Raw genomic sequence first — 19833 nt, forward strand, 5'->3', positions numbered from 1 at the left:
AGGCCAAAAAAGCAAAATACAATTGAGATCAAGAATACAGCTCTTTTAACGCAGGTGATGATGGCTTAGCTGTTTGCGATTGATGTGCCTTTAACATGCTAACTATAGCGTCTAAGTTGGCGCTAGCCGTTTGCTTACTGTACAACTGTGCTTGTAAATCGTTTACCTGCGCGGTGAACTCTGAGTTGTTTATCATAGCGCATAAATGGGATAAGGCCCCTACCTTTTTACCTGTAAGGGTTAGTGCATACTGATTAAGCGCATCGTAAAATGCTTTTTCGTCATGGCTTTTAGCTAATACCAGCAGGGCTTTTAAAGATGGTTGTTGATTTGTTTTATTAGTTGTTTGAGCCGCTTGTTGCACTTCTTTAGCTGGGCGTTTAATAAAGTAAAAAATCACCGTCGCAATCCATAAAACATAACCAAGCGAGGCCACAATAATTAGCCACAGTGGTGTGACAGTTTGCTGTTGCACTGTAACTGCTTGCTCCGTTGACTCTGCCATAGTGTTATTTAGGTTGTTTTCAGCTGGCGGATTAAGCGTTTGCACTGGCGCTGTTGTACTGGGGGTTACTGTAATAGTACGCTCAGGTAAGGTCGCGTAACTAATTCGATTCATTTTGGTGTTATACCAAGGCAAGCTAATTTCAGGTAATGTGTAAGTGCCAGGTGTTTGTGGCAGTAGCGCATACGAGGCGCTTTGCTGCGATACCACTCGACCATCACGTACCGCATTATTGGTTTCTTTTTCATCAGGGTAGCTGCGAATACCATTAATAGTAGGCATATCAATTTCGGGTAACTGCTCTTTAGTCACCCCTAGCGCGGTGAGCATAATTGTACGTGTTATCGGCGTGCCGGCTTCAACGGTATTATCCTCTGGCTGCCATTGCTCGGTTAAGCTCACCAGTTCACTGGGTAACCAGTCTCCTTGATAGTTTTCAGGGATAGGTTTAATTTCAATTTGCTGCTCATCGCCAAGCGCTGACACTTCCAATTGACGATAGTTTTGCTGAATACGCCCCTGAAAAACGGGAGCTGCAATAGTGTAGGCGCCACTTTTTTGGGGCTGAATTAAATAATTACGGGTGATCACTAAATAACGTTTACCGTTAACCAGTTCATAATCTTCGCTTTGTTTACCGAGTTGGGTAAGTTGTGCATTTTCCATACTTGGCGCACTTAAGCTGCCATCAAGAAGCTCTTTGGCTAAGTAAAGCTTAATGGTGTAAACGCCAGCCTCTTGTACAAATAAGCTGTTGTTTGAGAGTGAGGTTTTTAAAAATATATCGTTATTTTTATCTGCGTCGCTGCTGCGCTCTTTAACCGATAAACTAATTGGTTGCGAGTTTAGCCCTGCAACACTAAAACTGGGAATGGTGTATTCACCCGCCTTGCGGGTCATTAGTTTAACAGACCAAGAGGTTTGTTTTTTTATACTGCCATTAATAATGTTAGTGCGGCTACTTAAGCTCATAGGGCCGACTACAAAATCTTTTAATAATGCTGAGGTGTCGGGTTGTTGCCCTTTTATTGAATCATCAATGCTAATATTAAGCATAAAAAATTCACCCGCTAATACTGGGTTTTTATCAACGCTTGCCTCCAAAGTGGTGGCGGCCATTAATGGCATGGCAGTTAATAGCAATAAACAGCAAAATAATCGCATTACCATGATTTTTCTACTCCTGTTGGACGACGTTGATATTGTCTTTTTTGGGCTTCTAATTGCATTTTGTTTCTTAATAAAATAGCGGGATCGTCGGGCACTTTTCTTAATAACTGATTTAGTTGCTGTGCTTTTTCTTTTTCTTCATTAGTGAGCTCAGCGGCTTGTGCCTGCATGGCTTGTTGCTGTGCCTGCTGTTTTTGCTCATCAGAGGGCGGTTGCTCACTCATTTCATTAGGTTGATTTTGCGGCTCATCTTGCTGCGGTTTATTCTCGTCTTTATTTTCATTTTGTTGGCTTTGTGACTGAGCTTGCATGTCAGGCTCATTCTGTTTGTCTGATTGCTCACCAGATTGGCCTTGTTGATCTTTTGATTGTTCCGAGGACTGATCTGATTGCTGTTGTTCACTGTTTTGGCTGTCCTCTTCGCTTTTATCTGCGCTGTTTTTCTCGCCATTTTTTTGCTGATCTTGTTTTGATTTATCTGCATCATCTTGACTTTGCTCATCTTGATTTTGCGAATCATTGCCTTGCTGATTTTCTTGGTCTTGCTGTTGATTCAGTAACTGCTCAACAAGCGCTTGATTCTCAGCGGCTTCACTAAAGTTATCTTGCTTTACTTGCGCTTGTTTATACGCGTCAATGGCAGCCTCTAATTGTCCTGCTTTAGCCAAGGCGTTGCCATAGTTATAATAACCGGTTGCTGACTTATCTTGGCTAAACTCATTCAAGGCAGCATCAAATTGCCCTTGCTGATAAAGTGCAGCCCCTTTGAGAGCGCTTGAGCGAGCCTGAGCTGCTTGTTGATACTCTTTGTTGTTGTATGCCTCTAATGCCCGTTGATCCGTATTTTTAAACAGGGTTGGCAGCTCTGCGGCATGCGCATTTTGTTGAGGTAAAAAGCTAAGTAATAGTACTGCGCTAACTAATGCAGATCGTCTAAATAAATACAAAGCTAAAGGCAGTAAAATAAGCAAACCATAAATACCGGCGTCAATTCGCCATAAGGCTAAATTTGGTTTTTCACTTTTTAATACTTCACTGTTTGCTTGCGGTGAAAAAACGGCAATATCGCGATTGCTTGGCTGATAATCGGCAAACTGCCCACCGCTATTTTTTGCAAGTCCTTCAAGTAAAGATGCATTGAGGGTTGGCACCACAATTTGACCATAATTATCTTTTAAAAACCCGCCTTCAGGTAACTTTATAGGGGCTCCTTGTGCGGTGCCTACGCCGTAAATATTAAGTCGATATTGACTACTGTTGGTAAAACGGCTTACATCGCTTTGCTGTTGTTGCTCAATACCATCGGTGATCAAAATAATATCGCCATCGAGGTAGCCGGCTTGGCTTAGTAGCTCTTGTGCCATATCTAAGCCAGCGAGTACGTTTGAGCCTTTATCTGGCATAATTTCAGGGCTTAAACTAGGAATAAGGTTGGCAAGAGTCTTAGCGTCGTTGGTCAGTGGTGAAATGGTATAGGCAGTGCCTGCGTAAGCCACTAACGCGGTATCGCCTTCTTTGAATAGCTCAACCATATCGAGGGCTTTAAAACGTGATTGCATTAATCGATTGGGAGCAATGTCGGTGCTATACATAGAGTAGGACATATCCATGACAATAACGCGGGCACTTTTACTTTGAAACACGGGTACTTGTTTCTCTTCAAAGCTTGGCCCTGCACTAAATATAATCGCTAAATTGCAAAATAACGCAACCAGCCACAGCGGCTGGCGAGCTTTATTATTTGATTCACTCATTACAAATGGTGCCAAATGCGGCGCAATAAGTGGCGCTGACTGGGTTTTTTTATGTTTTAGTAAGGCGATAAAAAATAACCCTGAGGCAGGGAGTAACAGCCATAAAATAGCAGGACGAATAAATTCAAAATCCATTAGTTCGGCTCCTTCATTGCGCGCACCGTTTTTATCAATGCCATTGCACTTATGAGTAAAATGGCCAGTAATAACGGATAATAGAACAAGGCTGTTTGTGGGCGAAAGGTTTGCTCATCGGCACTAATTGGTTCAAGCTTATCAAGCTCAGCGTAAATCTGTTGCAGGCCAGCGACATCTTTTGCTCTAAAATACAGACCGCCTGTTTGCTCAGCAATTTTTTTCAATAAGCCCTCATCTAGGTTACTGCCCCCAGAGCCCATATTAAATAAACTAAAGCCGCGCGGGTTATCTGAACCGACTCCGATGGTGTACACTTTTATACCTTCTTCACGGGCAAGTAACAGTGCATCTTCTGGGTTTAAATTTCCCGCGGTGTTTTGTCCATCTGTAAGCAACACCACAATACGGTTACTTTCTTTTTTACTGGCAAAGCGTTTTACCGATAAACCTAAAGCGTCACCAATCGCCGTGGCGCGTCCTACTAAACCAATTTGCGCCTCAGAGAGCATTTTACTGACGGTTTTCACATCACGCGTCAATGGGGTTTGTAAAAAAGCGGTATCACCAAACAATATAAGGCCGAGTCTGTCGCCTTGGCGCTGCTCTATAAAGTCACTTAGCACTGCTTTAACCATGGTTAAACGGTCAACATATTGGCCATTGTAAGCCATGTCTTGTTCGGTCATTGACCCTGACAAATCCACAGCGAGCATTATATCGCGGCCTTCGTTGGGTAGCGATATGGGCTCATCTAACCACGTTGGATTTGCTGATGCGGTCACTAATAATAACCATAGCAACCACTCGATAATATTCAATTTACGCGCACTTGGCTCTATGCTTTGATTGCTTAAATTATGTGATGCAAAACTTGGAATGCGCAGACGCGTGTTGGCATCATTGGCGGCGGGTTTTAATAGTAACAATACTAAAGGCAGCGGCAGTAATAAAAACAGCCATGGCCAGCTAAATTCAAACATGCAGCGGCTCCTTTAGTTTAAATTGTTTAATGGCTTGGCGAAATTTATCACTGAGGGCTGCCTGTGTTTGATTAGCGTTATATAGGCTTAAAATTTCTTCTTCTGTAAAGCCAATAGCTGAAAGTTGGTTTAATGTGTTGCACCAATGCGTTGTTGATTGCGCGGCCAAACGCGGATCGTAATAGGTGATCACTAAACGCTTTAAAATGACATGTAATTGCTGCGCTGACTGTTGTTGATTAGCTAATGCAATGGCATCACGTTTTGGCTTTTTAAAGCGATAATTTTTATAAATTATGACAATTAAGCTACACAATAAACACACAGCAATTGCAATAACAACCCACCAAGCAGGAGCGAGTGGCCACCAGTCGACTTGGGTGGGAGCAATAATATCGTGTAGACCATCAAGTGGAGAGGTTTGCATGATTTATTTTCTCACTAATTGCAGTTCCAGCGCAGTGGCTGCATCAAATGATAATAGGGTGAGTCCAGACTTTGTTAAGCGATTAATGCGCGCGCTAAATGCGTGCTCGGCATTTTTGGCAAATCGTTGTCTAAAGCTCTTGTCCATTAAGGGCAGGGCAAATTGCTGATTATTAGCACTGACGGTTACCGTTTGTTTAAAAGCAGGTAATTGATGTTCAAAGGGGTCGCTAATATGACACCCAATCAGTTCGCAATGACGCGCTAAAAGTTCAAGTTGCTTAAAGCTGGCGTCATCCAAGGCGTTAAAATCAGACACGATATAAACCAAACTACCGGGCTTAGCTAAGTGATTTAAACGTTTGAGGTTATCGCTAAAATTATTCGCGGCCGGCTTATCAATGTTCTCAAGAGCCAGCTGATGCGCATCGCATAAATTATGGCATAGTTTTAATACCGCTTTTTCACGAGCGCTGGGTTTTAGCTCTAAATGCGAGTGCTGATTAAACACAATACCGCCAATTCTGTCGCCACGCTGACACGCTGACCACGCAACTAAGGCGCTAATATGTGCCGCTTGCACCGATTTTAACAGTAATTGCGAGCCAAATAGCATTGAGTTTGAAAAGTCAGTAAACACAAATACCGGGCGCTCTTTTTCCTCTTGAAAAAGTTTAGTGTGGGTTTCGCCTGTGCGTGCGGTAACGCGCCAATCAATAGAGCGTATATCGTCACCGTTTTGATAATGACGCACTTCGGCAAATTCCATACCCCGGCCTTTGTGGGGCGCAAGGTATTGCCCCGCCAAGGTGTTTTTTATTCTAACTTTAGGTGCCAGCTCAAGCAGTTGCGCTTTTGCTTTATAATACATCAGCTCTTTAAGCGATAAATTAACACCATGGCTATGGCTTAATTTAAGCCATGCCTGAGAATCAACGTGTGTTTGCATAACTTAAGGTACTGCGACTAGTTCAACAATACGGCTAATAACCTGATCTTTTGTAATACCATCGGCCTGTGCTTCGTAACTTAAAATAATACGATGGCGCAATACATTATGTACAACAGCTTGTATATCATCAGGTGATACAAAATCACGGCCACTTAGCCACGCATGAGCGCGGGCACACTTATCAAGAGCGATAGTAGCGCGAGGGCTTGCGCCGTATTCAATCCAGCGGCCAAGTTGCTCATCTAAGTTTGCGCCTTCTCGAGTAGCAATAATCAATTGAACTAAGTACTGCTCTAATGGCTCGGCCAAATACAGACCTAAAATTGCTTTTCGCGCAGCAAACAAATCGGGTTGTGAAATTTGCTCAAGCACTGGGGCTTCATCATTAAGTGCTTCACCACGGGTCAAACGTAAAATATCAAGCTCATGCTCAGCACCTGGGTAATTAATACTTAGGTGCATTAAAAAACGGTCTAATTGCGCTTCTGGTAGCGGGTAAGTACCTTCTTGCTCAAGCGGATTTTGTGTTGCCATCACTAAAAACAGGTCACTGAGTGGATAGGTGTTTTTGCCCACCGTGACTTGGCGCTCGGCCATTGCTTCTAATAATGCCGATTGTACTTTTGCTGGTGCTCGGTTTATTTCGTCCGCTAAAATAAGGTTATGAAATAAAGGGCCTTTTTCAAACACAAACTCACTGGTTTGTTGGCGATAAATATCGGTGCCGGTCACATCGGCTGGTAATAAATCTGGGGTAAACTGAACACGCTGAAACGAGCCTTCAATACCTTTTGCTAAGGCATTAACAGCGCGTGTTTTTGCAAGCCCCGGTGGGCCTTCAACTAATAAATGACCATCGGCTAAAATAGCAATTAATAGTGCTTGAGTGAGCGCAGGCTGGCCAATAATTTGGGTGTCTAAATACGTTTTTAATTGTGAAAATGCGTTAGCTGCCATAATAAGTGGACTGTCCTCGTCAGCTTAAATAATACCTAAATTGGTTAGGTAACAAATACTGAGCTAGTTATAAGGTTTATAAGTGGATAACTCAAGAGTTAGACTGATTTTTTAAAAATAGTTCGTTATTTTTTAACGATTTTTTAGCCTAACATAAAACTTTGTAAAACCAGCTAAAAAAGCCTATTGTATTACCCTCATACAATGTATGTAGTGATTTACAATGGCGCTTTTGTATTAATTTACCTTTATCTATTGGCTTTATCACACGGGTTGTTTAGAATCGGAGAAAACATACAGGTCTGACCTGTCAGCGGGAGAGAATAATAAATGTCTGAGCAAAACATACTTAAAACACCAAAAGGCGACCGTATTGCCATCGTAAGCGGCTTACGTACTCCTTTTGCTAAGCAAGCGACTGCGTTCCACCATGTACCAGCGTTGGATATGGGTAAGTTAGTAGTTAATGAAATGCTTGAGCGATTAAATTTCGACAAGTCAGAAATCGATCAATTGGTTTTTGGGCAAGTAGTACAAATGCCAGAAGCGCCAAATATTGCGCGTGAAATTGTATTGGGTACTGGGATGCCAGTATCGGTTGATGCGTACTCTGTATCGCGTGCTTGTGCGACGAGTTTTCAAGCGATAGCAAACGTTGCCGAATCAATTATGGCAGGCTCTGTAAGCGTAGGTATTGCCGGTGGTGCCGATTCATCATCTGTATTGCCAATTGGTGTAAGTAAAAAATTAGCGGGTAGCTTAGTTGATTTAAACAAAGCACGTACGCTTGGTCAGCGTTTAAAAATATTCTCAAAACTACGTTTAAAAGATTTATTGCCAGTGCCGCCAGCGGTTGCTGAGTACTCAACGGGTTTATCAATGGGACAAACAGCCGAGCAAATGGCTAAAACCCATAACATTAGCCGTGAAGATCAAGATGCCTTAGCGCATCGTTCTCACTCACTGGCAACTCAAGCCTGGGCTGATGGCAAGCTTAAAGATGAAGTAATGACGGCTCATTTACCGCCTTATAAAAGCTTTATTGAAGAAGATAACAATATTCGTAAAAACTCAACGGTTGAAGGTTATGCCAAGCTTAAGCCGGTATTTGACCGTCAACACGGCTCAGTCACTGCAGCCAATGCAACCCCATTAACCGATGGCGCAGCCGCAGTGTTAATGATGAGCGAAAGCAAAGCAAAAGCATTGGGTTACGAAATTTTAGGCTACGTACGCAGTTTTGCGTTTTCAGCCATTGGCGTAGAAAAAGACATGCTAATGGGGCCGGCTCACTCAACGCCTATCGCACTTGATAGAGCAGGTATTACGTTAGCCGATTTAGATCTAATTGAAATGCACGAAGCGTTTGCATCGCAAACCTTAGCGAATATGAAAATGTTTGCTTCAGATAAATTTGCACAAGAGCACTTAGGGCGTAATAAAGCCATAGGTGAAATTAACATGGATAAGTTTAACGTGAACGGCGGCTCGCTTGCATATGGTCATCCATTTGCGGCAACCGGCGCGCGTTTAATTACACAAAGTTTATACGAGCTTAAGCGTCGTGGCGGTGGTTTAGCGTTAACGACTGCCTGTGCTGCGGGTGGTTTAGGTGCAGCCTTTGTATTGGAGAGTGCGTAATGACAGATTCAGTATTTAATTTAACGGTTGATGATAACAAAATAGCCGTAGTGACCATTGATGTGCCGGGTGAGAAAATGAATACCCTGCGAGATAGCTTTGCTGATGATTTAAAAGCATTATTAGCACAAGCTAAAGAGCACGCAGTTAAAGGTATGGTATTTATTAGTGGTAAAAGCGATAACTTTATTGCTGGTGCCGATGTTAAAATGCTAGACAGCGTGCAAAAGCGTGAAGATGCATTAGCTATTAGCGAATTATGCCATCAAGCATTTTTTGATATGAAAAAGCTTCCGTACACCACAGTTAGTGCTATACATGGCGCAGCGCTTGGTGGCGGTTTAGAATTTGCTTTAGCCTGTGATTACCGCGTAGGTACAGATAGCGATTTAACTAAAATTGGTTTACCAGAAGTGCAACTTGGTTTATTACCTGGCGGTGGTGGTACACAGCGCTTAACTAAAATCGTGGGCATTCAAAAAGCCCTTGAGTGGATGCTAACCGGAAAACAAATTCGTCCTAAACAAGCTAAAAAAGCCGGTGTATTGGATGATTGTGTACCACAAAGCGTACTGCTAAAAGTGGCCAAAGAGTTTGCGGCGAAGAAAAAGCCACAAGCTAAAGAGCCTAAACTTGATAAGATCAGTAAGTTATTAGAATCAAACCCGTTTGGTCGTAACTTTATCTTTAAAAAAGCTAAAGAAAACGTTCTTAAAAAAACCGGTGGTCATTACCCTGCGCCGCTTGCAATTATTAAAGCGGTACGTGCAAGCGTAGAGCTTGATGAAATGAAAGCGTATAAAACCGAAGCAGAAGGTTTTGCCACATTGGTAATGAGTGATGAGTCTAAGGCGCTGCGCGGTATTTTCTTTGCAACCACTGAAATGAAAAAAGAATGGCGCAATGATGATGCTCCCGCGATTAGTAAAACTGCCGTGTTAGGTGGTGGCTTAATGGGTGCAGGTATTGCCCATGTGAGTGCGGTCAAAGCTAAATTGCCGGTGCGAATTAAAGATGTGGCAGAGCAGGGCATAAGTAATGCCATGAACTACACATACAAAATTTTAGATAAGCGTCTTAAACGCCGTATTATGTCTAAAGCCGATATGCAGTTAACCATGAACCGCATTACCGGCACTACCGATTACAGCGGTTTTAAACACATAGATTTAGTGATAGAAGCCGTATTTGAAGATTTAGAGCTTAAGCAAGGTATGGTTGCTGATGTAGAGCAGCATTGCCAAGCGAATACTATTTTCGCAAGTAATACTTCGTCATTACCTATTTCGCAAATTGCAGCTAAAGCAGCGCGTCCTGAAAATGTAATTGGTTTACATTATTTCTCACCAGTAGAGAAAATGCCACTGGTAGAAATTATTCCTCACGAAGGCACCTCAAAAGAAACGATTGCTCGTGTAGTTAACTTTGCGCGTAAGCAAGGTAAAACGCCAATTGTGGTAAAAGATATGGCTGGTTTTTATGTTAACCGTATTTTAGCGCCATACCTGAATGAGGCGGCAAACTTAATGCTTGCCGGTGAGCCAATTGAAAAAATTGACGCAGCCTTAGTTGAGTTTGGTTTTCCAGTAGGGCCGTTGGCACTGCTTGATGAAGTCGGTATTGATATTGGTTCTAAAATCGCGCCAATTCTTGAAAAAGAACTCGGTGAGCGTTTTAAAGGCCCAGATGCTTTCTCGCGCATGATTGATTCAAAACGCTTAGGCCGTAAAACGGGTCGTGGTTTTTATGAATACGACAAGAAAGGCAAAAAGGTTGATGAGTCAGTCTATGAGCTACTAGGTGTAACCCCAGCTCCACGTTTAAATAAAAACGAAATTGCTAAGCGTTGTATCTCACAAATGCTTAATGAGGCCGTTCGCTGTTTAGATGACGGTATTATTGCCAGCCCGCGTGATGGTGATATTGGTGCTATTTTTGGTATTGGTTTCCCACCGTTCTTAGGTGGCCCGTTTAGCTATATGGATAAATTAGGCGCAGGCAAAATAAGCTCTGATATGTCTACTCTGGCTAACAGCAACGCTATTTTTACACCTTGTGATACTTTACTTGCAATGGCTGACAAGGGCGATAAGTTTTACACAACAGCCGCTAATAAAGCTGAAGTGGAGTTAGCGCAAGGTGATGATAAATCAACTGACACTCCAAATGAGACGACTGAACACAAAGATTAATGTTTTAAGTTAACGTAAAAAAGCCGCAAATTATGCGGCTTTTTTGTGTTCGATAATCAACAATAATACTTAATCAATCGAATTGGTAAAAGTTGCGTCTGGACGCTTATTTACAGTAACGCTTCAATGGCCTTTTTATCTTTATCAGGCATGTTGTCGACCACCAAATTAAACGAGTTATCAATCATACGCTCAATTTCACCCTGTGGTACTGAGCCATCTAAAATCACGGTATTCCAAAGGCGTTTATTCATATGATAACCTGGAATAACGGCAGGGAAAATATCTCGTAATGATTGCGCCTCATCAGGATCGCACTTTAAGTTTAGCCACCAAATAGGTTCGCCATTTTCGTCGGTTTCACCCTCATTGCTAAGTGCAAGAGTGGCAAACATTTTATGATTTACTTTATACACATCAACATCTTTAGCAAAAGGCTGGGTTAGTTTAACTAACGGCTTGTTCATTAAATAGGTATGTACAGTTTGTTGGTTCATGAGCCATTCCTTGAGGTCATAATCGATAACTTAACCATAGCAGCTTTTTGCCACTAGATAACACGAGTTTAAGTCTAAATTACAGATTTATGAGTCAGTACGAAGTAAGAAGCTAATCATATCACTTTATTGTTGAACAAAATCAGTTTCGTGGTATGTTTCTCGCAATCAAAAAAACAATAGGAATTCACCCATGCCAAAGGCAAGTGATGTTAAAAAAGGGACGGCTATTGACTTTAATGGCCGTGTATTAGTAGTAAAAGATATCGTACGTTCTGTACCACAAGGTCGTGCCGGTGGTAGTTTATACCGTATGCGTTTATACGATGTGGTCACGGGTAGCAAAGTTGACGAAACATTTAAAGACAGCGACATGCTTAACCTTGCGGATTTAACCCGTCGTGAAGCGATGCTGTCGTACATTGATGGCGATGAGTATGTCTTTATGGATAACGAAGACTACACGCCTTACAACTTGGCTAAAGAGGCCATAGCTGAAGAGATTCAGTTTGTTAACGAAGAGACCCAAGGCGTGCATGTTATTGTGATTGATGGTGCGCCAGTTGGGCTTGATCTTCCTTCAAGTGTTGAGCTTGTAGTTGAGGAAACCGACCCTTCAATTAAAGGTGCTTCAGCCAGCGCGCGTTCAAAGCCTGCTCGTTTATCAACCGGCTTAACTATTCAAGTGCCAGAGCATATTTCTACGGGCGATCGCATCCGTATTAATACTGCAGAGCATAAGTTTATGGGCCGTGCTGACAAGTAAGCCGCTATAAATCTATGATGATTAGCCGAGTATTTAAGTTGCTCGGCTTTTTTGTGTCTGATTTGCCCCTCAAATTGATTCAGCATTATTGCTGATTAGCAGCATGCGTTGCTTCAAATTTAGCCAATTTAACGCTATTATACGCGCCTTATTTTTGAGCTGGTTGAGGTGGTGGTGTTATTTATTTTGCTTAGCGGTGTATTTATAGCGCTTATGTATTTAGAAACCATTAAAAAGGGCATGCCTGTTAAACGCTGGTTATTTTTAGGTGGCGTATTTGGTCCTGTTGCTTGGTGCTTGTTTAATATACATTATCGACGTGCATTGATACGCAATATAGGTGTAAATGCGTGTCTATGGCGTGCTTAACTGGTCGCTCTAATTAAACTGAGTTTTGATTGGCTTTGTTGTTGTTTTAAAAACGCAGTAAATTCATCTTTTGAGAGTGGTTTAGAGTAGTAATAACCCTGCAGTGTTTCACAGTTTAGCTCTTCAAGTATGCTTATTTGCGACGCTTGCTCCACCCCTTCGGCAACTACATGCAAATCAAGGTTATGCGCAATAGTGACGATAGAGTCCACCATATTGCGGCCACGTTCAGTCTTCATATCATCGATAAAGGCTTTATCTACCTTAAGCGTATTGAGTGGAAACTGCTTTAAATACGCAAGTGATGAATAGCCGGTACCAAAGTCATCCATTGCTAAGTGAATTCCACGGGCACTTAAAGAGCGCATAATCGCAATGGCTTCTTGTGGATCGTCCATTACGGTGCCTTCAGTTATCTCAAGCTCTAAAAAGTACGAGGGCAGTTCATTTTTTTGTAAAATCACATCTATGCGCGAGGTTAGATCGGGTAGGCTAAATTGTTTTGCTGATAAGTTAACAGCAACACGGGCATTAAATAAGCCTGCATCTAACCACTGTTTTACATCGCGACAAGCTTTGTTTAAAACTACTTCACCAATTTCAATAATTTGCCCTGTTTCTTCGGCAATTGGAATAAATACCCCTGGGCTAATAACCCCCTTTTTCGGGGTAATAAAACGTACCAACGCTTCCATTCCAGCAAGCTTACCAGTACGAATATTCATTTTAGGCTGGTAATACACCTCAAAATGATCTTCTTTTAAGCCAAAGCGCATTAGGTTTTCTATTTGCAGTCGTTTTACTGCTTGGCGGTTCATGGTGTCATTAAAGAACAGGTAGCTATTGCCTTTCTTTTTAGCATGATACATCGCAGTATCGGCGTTCTTTAATAGTATTTCGGGGGTGTTACCATCTTCGGGGAACAACACTATACCAACGCTTGAGGTGATAGCAAGTTCATGGCCTGCCATTTTAAATGGTGTAGCTATGGCCGCCAAAAACTGTTTAGCCATGCGAGTGATAGTGAGAATATCGTTGGTGTTTGACATAACTAGTGCAAATTCATCGCCGCCAAGGCGATAAAATACGTCATTTTCACGGGTGAGCTTATTTAAACGCATAGCAAGCTTTGCCAGTAAACTATCACCTAATTGATGGCCTAATGAGTCGTTTATCTTTTTAAAGTTATCTAAATCAAATACGAGTAATGCATGATGAGAATGCTGCTTTGCAAGTTTTTGTAAGTCAGAAAAAAACAAATTACGGTTGGGTAAGCTGGTGGTGCGATCTCGGTTTGATAAATTATTCAGTTCAGATTCGGTCTTTTTACGTTCGGTTAAATCTGAATACACCACCACATAATTGGTTATTTGATTTTGCGCGTTTTTAATTTCGTCTATTGATATTTCAAATGGCAGCAGAGCATGATCGCTATTGCGAAGCTTTACTTCTTCTTGAATATGTTCGTGCTTTCTAACGGTATTTTTTATGGATTCTATATAGCTTTTGTCGTAACCGGCTAAATGAAACTCTTTCTTTAGGTATTGCTCGCGTACGCCGCCAAACAAAGTTAAAAAGCTTGGATTAATATCCACAAGCCTAAAGTCTTTATCATAAATGGCCAGCGCATCAGTGAGTGACTCAACACATTTTGCAAATAAGTTAAGTCGATCTTCCGTTGATTTTAACTGCGAGATATCTCTGACTGTGCCAGTCATTCGCAGTGGGCTTAGGTTAGCGTCTTTTTCAATGATTTTTCCGCGGTCGAGCACCCAGTGCCATTTACCAAAGCTGTCTTTAATACGATAAGTTGCTTCAAAAAAAGTACTTTCTTCGGCAAAGTGTTTTTTTAGTAGGTAATCAACATGGGTTAAATCGCGGGGGTGGATCAAGCTTTTATTCGGTGGAAATTCTACTAGGTTATTACTATTCATCACGTATTTGTCATTGATACGAATAACTTTACCGGTTTTGATATTCCAATCCCATAGAGTATCACCACTGCCTTCTACGGTACTTTTTAATCGTTTTTCAGAAAGCTGTAATTGAGAGTGTGAACGCCTGAGTGAGTGAACAATCGTTAACAAATAAACCACAACTAACGACATTATTGCGCACACGCTCACGACCAGCGCATTTAAATTCAAGTTAAACGATGACTCGAATGCACTCGCTGAGTAGGCTGTGGCCAAAGAGGCCAACAATAGAATGTATTTTATTATTTTTATTTTTTTCATTGTCTTACTTCTTATTAACAAAAGACAATCTAAATCAAGCGCGAGCAAGAGTCAAAGAGAATGCGAATAAAGTGGTAGTTTCTCAGACAAATTCACAGATTTGGCACTTAAAAGCTCATATCTTGGGCGATCTGCATTAAAAATTTCAGCGGCGTAGGCTTTTAAATGTTCAAGCGTTAATGCGTTTAAAGAATTCAGCAGGCGTTGCTGCATATTAAACCGATGATCGCCATTACCTATAGCAAGCCATAAACGTTGTGAACGTAAACGCAAATTTTTGTCTTTTTCAGCAATATGGGTTGTTAATCCATGTTTTTGTTGCAGCCAGTCTTGTTCTGTTAGTTCATTAATTGTTGCTAAATACTGGCTAATAAATAAATTATGCCTGTGCAGTAACGTGGTGGGCTCAAATTTTGGTGATTGTATATAAAAGGCAATACCAGCACGGGTATTAAAAGGAGCGTATCCTGCGCCTACTAAATAACCGAGTTGTTGCGTGGTTCTGAGTTCATTAAAGTAATCTTGATTAATTAAATGATTCAGCGCCATCATTTTCACTTTTTCATTAACGTCATCGCTTTGTGCTTGGTAGTAAATCACCATGGCATTATCGCTGCAGGCAAGTTCAAGCTCGTAGCGGGTCACTTTAGTGATTTCATAAAGTGGGCGCTTTAAATCGTCGATAACGGCTGATTTTTTAAGGTGCTGGGCGACCTTCTTTTGAAACTCAAGCGCATCATTTTGCTGCCAATTACCATGTAAAAAAGACTCAACATGAAGGGCATTAAAAAACGCTTGTCTAAATTCATTAAACTGATGGAAACAGGTGTCTTTGAGTGCATTTGCTAACTCGTCAGGCTGAGGATTCCACGGCATTATTTTAGCGCCTAAAATACTAAATAGCTCACTAACGGGTTTGTTTTGGTTGCTATTACGCCAGTGCCTTACCAGTTGTTTTTTATATTCTGCAAAGCGTTTGGCACAAATTTTTACGTTAAATAGTGCATCAATCAGCTGATCGACTAATTCGAGTTGGCTTGAAGAAAGCCCCGCAGTGTGAAGCGTTAAGCCACCTTGATGAGAGGTTAAGTGATAACTTAAGCCCGCAAGTTCCGCTGGGTAAAACTGTTCGCCAACACTGTCCATGAATAAATCTGAAAATAACCGCGTCAGTGCCATATGTTTCACATCTTTTACTGCAAAGTCAGAGTCCATGGCTAAATAAAAATGCCCTTTGGCGACTCTAAAGGTGGCGTCTTGTTTAAACCAAAAGTCAAAGCCTGCTTCTTTTACCAGTAATGTTGGATGTCGTTGCTGTGATTCAACCGGATATAAAATGACATCTTTAGCTAAATAAGGATTAGCCGTGGGCAATAGCATTTCACTTTGTGGCTGGCTAATCTGTGCAAGTGCTTCGAGCCAATGTAGCGACAATTTTTCAATTTTATAGGGGGTGTTATACCAAGCAGCTGTGTGTTCAGGCTCTACATCAGGATGAATAAGCACTAAACGCATGTTGTGCGGAGTTAACCACTGCATAGCCATTTCATGCGTGCTGGCTTTAAAGCCCTCCATTAAATAGTCACCCTGTAAGTAATTAACTTCATCGTAGTGTTGCATGTTAATACTTAAATTACTGACCCAATCAATTAGGCGAGACTTTTCTTGGTTATCAAATGCGATTTGTAATAGTTTTTGCTTATCTTGATATAGGCGAGGTAGTTTGCTGGTGTTGTTATTAATTAAACAAATGTATTCAAACACCATTTCAATAATATCTTCGTAGTATTCAATGCCTTCATCGGTCAGCGCCATACTAATATTAAAGTCTTTAAAATTACTGCCATTAATTCCGCCACCTGCAGAGAGGGCATTGATCCAACCTTGCTCTTTAAGCACAGAATACAACGAGCCTTGCCCCTCATAACCTAGTAAGTGCGCAATAAAGCTGACCGTTTTATGACGATAAAAATCGTCAATGTTTGGCATGGCAAAGCTAATAATCAGCTTTTGTACATGTTTGTGTGGCTCAATATGAAGCAACTTACCCAAGTCTTGGCTGCGATAAAGCGGCGCTTCTATAGGTGGCTTTAATTGGTGTTTATCTCCCTTTATCTGGGAGAAATACTGGGTTGCCCATGCCTCAAGTGTATCTAATGACTCATTGGCACAAATCACTAACGTCATCCACTGAGCTTGGTAATGCCTATTAAAAAAGTCACGTAATTCATCACTAATACAGCGCTTTCTATCTGCTAATGTTTGCAAGTTTCCCACTGAGAACTTAGCAAAAGGATGTTCTGGGTTAACCGTTTCTTTATGCACTTGATAAATTCGACGGCCATCGTCTTTAATTTTTAATTTAAACTCAGCCTCAATAGCATTACGTTCTTTTTCTGTTTCAGCGGGGTTTAGTGTGGGCGCTATAAAAAACCGACTAAATTGTGCTAATGCTGTTTCAATATGATGGTTATTAATATCAAAGAAATAGCAGGTATGCTCTGTGCCAGTCCACGCGTTGGTATTGCCACCAGACTGCGAGACAAAATTATTAAAACTTCCTGATTCAGGATAAAGGTCAGTGCCTAGAAACAACATATGCTCTAAAAAGTGCGCTAGGCCTTGTCTATCAAGCGGATCATCAAAGTGACCAGCGTTAACAGCCATGGATGCGGCAGCTTTTGCTGAGTCTTGATCGTGCACTAAAAGTACTTTTAGACCATTGTCCAGTGTTAGTGTGCGGTAAGCTCTGTTATCATTGGTGCTGATTTTCAAATGATGCTCCTGAAACTAAACGTATAATTGTTAACAACAGATGATAACTTCAGGAATGCAATGCTATTTACCTGAACATCATGAAAGAACTATTTTAAGAAAATAAATAGGTTTGAGTTATTAATATAGCGGAAATTCGAGCAAACTGGCTACTGTTTTATATTCTTTAATTGGTTGATTTTTTATGAAAACAATCTTGATAATGCGTCATGGTGAAGCAATACCGATGCACTCTGATGATGTCAGTAGAAATTTGACTCCTTTGGGCCATCAGCAGGTAGAAAAAATGGGGCTGTGGTTACAAAAAAAACATGCTCCAACGGGGTTATTAGTGAGTCCTTATGTAAGAGCGCAGCAAACAGCTGAGGGTGTTAAAAAAAATAATACCTTTTTATTTGAAGAGACCTGCCAAGATATTATTCCTGAAGGTAACCCGCAGGTTGCTGCAGATTATTTAGAAACGTTAATCGCGCTTCATCCAGAATGCGATACTTGGCTTGTGGTTGCCCATATGCCTATGGTGAGCTATTTGGTTGATCAGTTGTGTGCTGGGCACATGCCTATTTTTAATACCGGCGCTGTTGCACAAATTAGTTATGATGAAACTCGCCATAAAAGTGATTTTATCACCATTAATGCACCAGCGAATGTAGATGCATAGCGTGTAAACGAGCATTTAGCTAAGCTACTTTCTGTTAGATAAATGCCAATACTTTTAGGTATTTGTCTACAGTAGAATTGTTAACCACATACTAAAACTCACCACACTCAAAACTGTCGATAAAACAACCGCACTGGCTAACGTATCTTGATGTTGTTTTATTTGGCATGCAATTAAGTACGCATTAACCCCCAAGGGCGATGCGCTCAATAATACGAGTACTTTTAACAGCGACTCATTAATAGCAAATACATGTGAGCCTAACACTAATACTAAGGCGGGCAATATAACTAGCTTTAACAGGCTGGCAATAGCTGCCGCTTGCCAGTTATCGCTAATTTTATAAAAAGCTAAGTTTGCGCCTAAAACAAATAACGCACAGGCAATGGCAGGTTTAGCTAAAAGCGCTAAGCCATTAGTTAAATCAGAAAATAAAGTAATCCCTGCTAAATTTACCAACAAACCCGTGCTAATACTCAATACGACAGGGTTGAGTAGCATATTTTTGGCAAATGTTGACCAAGAAAACACATGACTGGCACTGTTTGCACTAATTAAAAAGGTAAGGGTGAACAATAGCGCGCTATGAAAGGTGATGATCATAAAAATAATGCCCATCATTTGCTCACCTAATGCTGCAATGATAATGGGCAAGCCCACCAATACGGTATTTGAATAACTACTGCCAAGGGCAAATACACTGTGACGTTCATATTGAGGATGTTTAGAGAGAGTGTAGCGGTCAATAATGAGCGCAAAAAAATAAATTAAAATAACGGGAATATAAAAGCTTAAAAAGCCATTTAAGCTCACGCTGGTTTTTAGGTCTGCCTGGGCCATATTTAAAAATAAAAAACTGGGTACACTAATGTAAAAAGTAAATTTACTGAGCCCTGTTATATGAATGCGTTCTAAAAACTGACTTCGGCTTGCTATGTAGCCGCATAACACAATAAAAATAAGCGGAAATATAATCGAAAATATATGCACTAAAAAAGACTCTTATTGATTGGCTCTAGTGCTCAGCGTCTAAACTCATCACTTTGCGGTAAGTTAATTAATATGAGTACCGCCCCTTTACCGCCATACTCAAGCGGAGCTTGGTGCATAGCAATTACATCGGGGTGTTGCACTAAATATTGCGGTACTTTATGCCTGAGGATATGGCCGCCAATTCCATGTACAACACAGGCACAATAGTAATGTTTTTTTTTACACTCATGAATAAGCCCTGCGAGTTCATCTTTGGCTATCTCTTTATTCAAGCCATGCAGGTCGAGGGTTAAATCAGGAATAAAATCCCCTCGACGAAGTTGTTTGGCTAAAAAACGATCCTGACCCTGTTGTACATAATTAACGGTACCATGTGTGTCTATATCGGGCACATATTCATCAGAAAAGAAAAATTCTGACTGTTGTTGCTTTTTTTGCTGGGCAAATTGCTTCGCTTGTGACACTTTAGGTTTATTGCTAAAACGGTGAGTGTCTTGTTTAAATACACGCGCACCACTGATACTTTGACGAAACAAGTCAATGTCGTCAGGACTAATTAGGCTGTTTGAGTGGGGATCTTTTTTCATAGCGGCAGTCTAAACAAAAAAGCGGTAAAAATCGAGTAAAAAGGTGTGATACCCAAGCAGCTTTGAGGTGCATAGTACAGCGCCATTAGGGTTAGTTAAAAAGCGATTTATACTGCGTTATTGATTTGAACAATAGAGTGACTATTATTTGCAATCAAAGCCTTACCTAAATCGCTTTTAATACTAACTGCGCTCGCACCTAGAGGTGGCTTGGGTATACAATAGGGCAATCA

Annotated in this window: 16 protein-coding genes; 5 read left to right on the forward strand and 11 right to left on the reverse strand. The window is 41.1% G+C overall.

From position 1 onward, the window contains the following. Positions 1-28: 28 nt before the first annotated feature. The 6 genes from PTET_RS05215 to PTET_RS05240 are packed head-to-tail and all read right to left on the reverse strand — an operon-like array spanning position 29 to position 6882. Complete coding sequence (locus tag PTET_RS05215) at positions 29-1675, reverse strand: BatD family protein (RefSeq protein ID WP_013464503.1); 1647 nt, start codon at positions 1673-1675, stop codon at positions 29-31. Next, the gene (locus tag PTET_RS05220) at positions 1669-3564 is read right to left on the reverse strand and encodes a vWA domain-containing protein (protein ID WP_013464504.1); all 1896 of its coding nucleotides are present in this window, start codon (positions 3562-3564) and stop codon (positions 1669-1671) included. The genes PTET_RS05215 and PTET_RS05220 overlap by 7 nt, the downstream gene beginning before the upstream one ends. Further along, positions 3564-4547, reverse strand: coding sequence for a vWA domain-containing protein (locus tag PTET_RS05225; protein WP_013464505.1), 984 nt, complete (start codon positions 4545-4547; stop codon positions 3564-3566). The genes PTET_RS05220 and PTET_RS05225 overlap by 1 nt, the downstream gene beginning before the upstream one ends. Then, entirely contained in the window at positions 4540-4974 is a 435-nt protein-coding gene (locus PTET_RS05230) for a DUF4381 domain-containing protein (RefSeq protein ID WP_013464506.1), read from the reverse strand. The genes PTET_RS05225 and PTET_RS05230 overlap by 8 nt, the downstream gene beginning before the upstream one ends. A 3-nt stretch (positions 4975-4977) precedes the next feature. Continuing rightward, a complete protein-coding gene (locus PTET_RS05235; RefSeq protein WP_024602812.1) occupies positions 4978-5922 on the reverse strand; it encodes a DUF58 domain-containing protein in 945 nt (314 codons plus the stop codon). A gap of 3 nt (positions 5923-5925) precedes the next feature. Continuing rightward, on the reverse strand, positions 5926-6882 hold the full coding sequence (locus PTET_RS05240; RefSeq protein ID WP_013464508.1) for an AAA family ATPase: 957 nt from the start codon (positions 6880-6882) through the stop codon (positions 5926-5928). A 330-nt stretch (positions 6883-7212) separates the two neighbouring features. On the opposite strand from PTET_RS05240, the gene fadI reads away from it, so the two are divergent. Together fadI and fadJ are read left to right on the forward strand one after the other, a co-directional pair. Beyond that, a complete protein-coding gene (gene fadI, locus PTET_RS05245; RefSeq protein ID WP_013464510.1) occupies positions 7213-8523 on the forward strand; it encodes an acetyl-CoA C-acyltransferase FadI in 1311 nt (436 codons plus the stop codon). Then, positions 8523-10715: a fatty acid oxidation complex subunit alpha FadJ gene (gene fadJ, locus PTET_RS05250; RefSeq protein WP_013464511.1), complete on the forward strand. Its 2193-nt coding sequence runs from the start codon at positions 8523-8525 to the stop codon at positions 10713-10715. Before fadI ends, fadJ begins: the two co-directional genes overlap by 1 nt. Before the next feature lie 110 nt (positions 10716-10825). Here the strand turns inward: fadJ and PTET_RS05255 are convergent, their stop codons facing one another. Further along, on the reverse strand, positions 10826-11212 hold the full coding sequence (locus tag PTET_RS05255; protein ID WP_013464512.1) for an MmcQ/YjbR family DNA-binding protein: 387 nt from the start codon (positions 11210-11212) through the stop codon (positions 10826-10828). Between the two features lie 193 nt (positions 11213-11405). On the opposite strand from PTET_RS05255, the gene efpL reads away from it, so the two are divergent. After that, positions 11406-11978, forward strand: coding sequence for an elongation factor P-like protein EfpL (gene efpL, locus PTET_RS05260; protein WP_013464513.1), 573 nt, complete (start codon positions 11406-11408; stop codon positions 11976-11978). Between the two features lie 174 nt (positions 11979-12152). Then, a complete protein-coding gene (locus PTET_RS05265) occupies positions 12153-12347 on the forward strand; it encodes a hypothetical protein (protein WP_138686387.1) in 195 nt (64 codons plus the stop codon). Here the strand turns inward: PTET_RS05265 and PTET_RS05270 are convergent. Both PTET_RS05270 and PTET_RS05275 read right to left on the reverse strand, forming a co-directional pair. Then, the gene (locus PTET_RS05270; RefSeq protein ID WP_096038301.1) at positions 12344-14584 is read right to left on the reverse strand and encodes a sensor domain-containing protein; all 2241 of its coding nucleotides are present in this window, start codon (positions 14582-14584) and stop codon (positions 12344-12346) included. The two genes, PTET_RS05265 and PTET_RS05270, sit on opposite strands and share 4 nt — an antisense overlap. A gap of 51 nt (positions 14585-14635) precedes the next feature. Further along, entirely contained in the window at positions 14636-17359 is a 2724-nt protein-coding gene (locus PTET_RS05275; protein ID WP_096038302.1) for an insulinase family protein, read from the reverse strand. A gap of 184 nt (positions 17360-17543) precedes the next feature. Between PTET_RS05275 and sixA the strand changes: the two genes are divergently transcribed. Continuing rightward, positions 17544-18020: a phosphohistidine phosphatase SixA gene (gene sixA, locus PTET_RS05280; protein WP_020476934.1), complete on the forward strand. Its 477-nt coding sequence runs from the start codon at positions 17544-17546 to the stop codon at positions 18018-18020. 66 nt (positions 18021-18086) lie between these two features. Here the strand turns inward: sixA and PTET_RS05285 are convergent, their stop codons facing one another. Together PTET_RS05285 and smrB are read right to left on the reverse strand one after the other, a co-directional pair. Further along, complete coding sequence (locus PTET_RS05285) at positions 18087-19010, reverse strand: AEC family transporter (protein WP_013464518.1); 924 nt, start codon at positions 19008-19010, stop codon at positions 18087-18089. Positions 19011-19042: 32 nt separating this feature from the next. Continuing rightward, positions 19043-19600, reverse strand: a complete 558-nt coding sequence (gene smrB / locus PTET_RS05290; RefSeq protein WP_016899440.1) for an endonuclease SmrB — start codon at positions 19598-19600, stop codon at positions 19043-19045. Positions 19601-19833: the final 233 nt, after the last annotated feature.

Source organism: Pseudoalteromonas tetraodonis (assembly GCF_002310835.1).
Lineage (GTDB): Bacteria > Pseudomonadota > Gammaproteobacteria > Enterobacterales > Alteromonadaceae > Pseudoalteromonas > Pseudoalteromonas tetraodonis.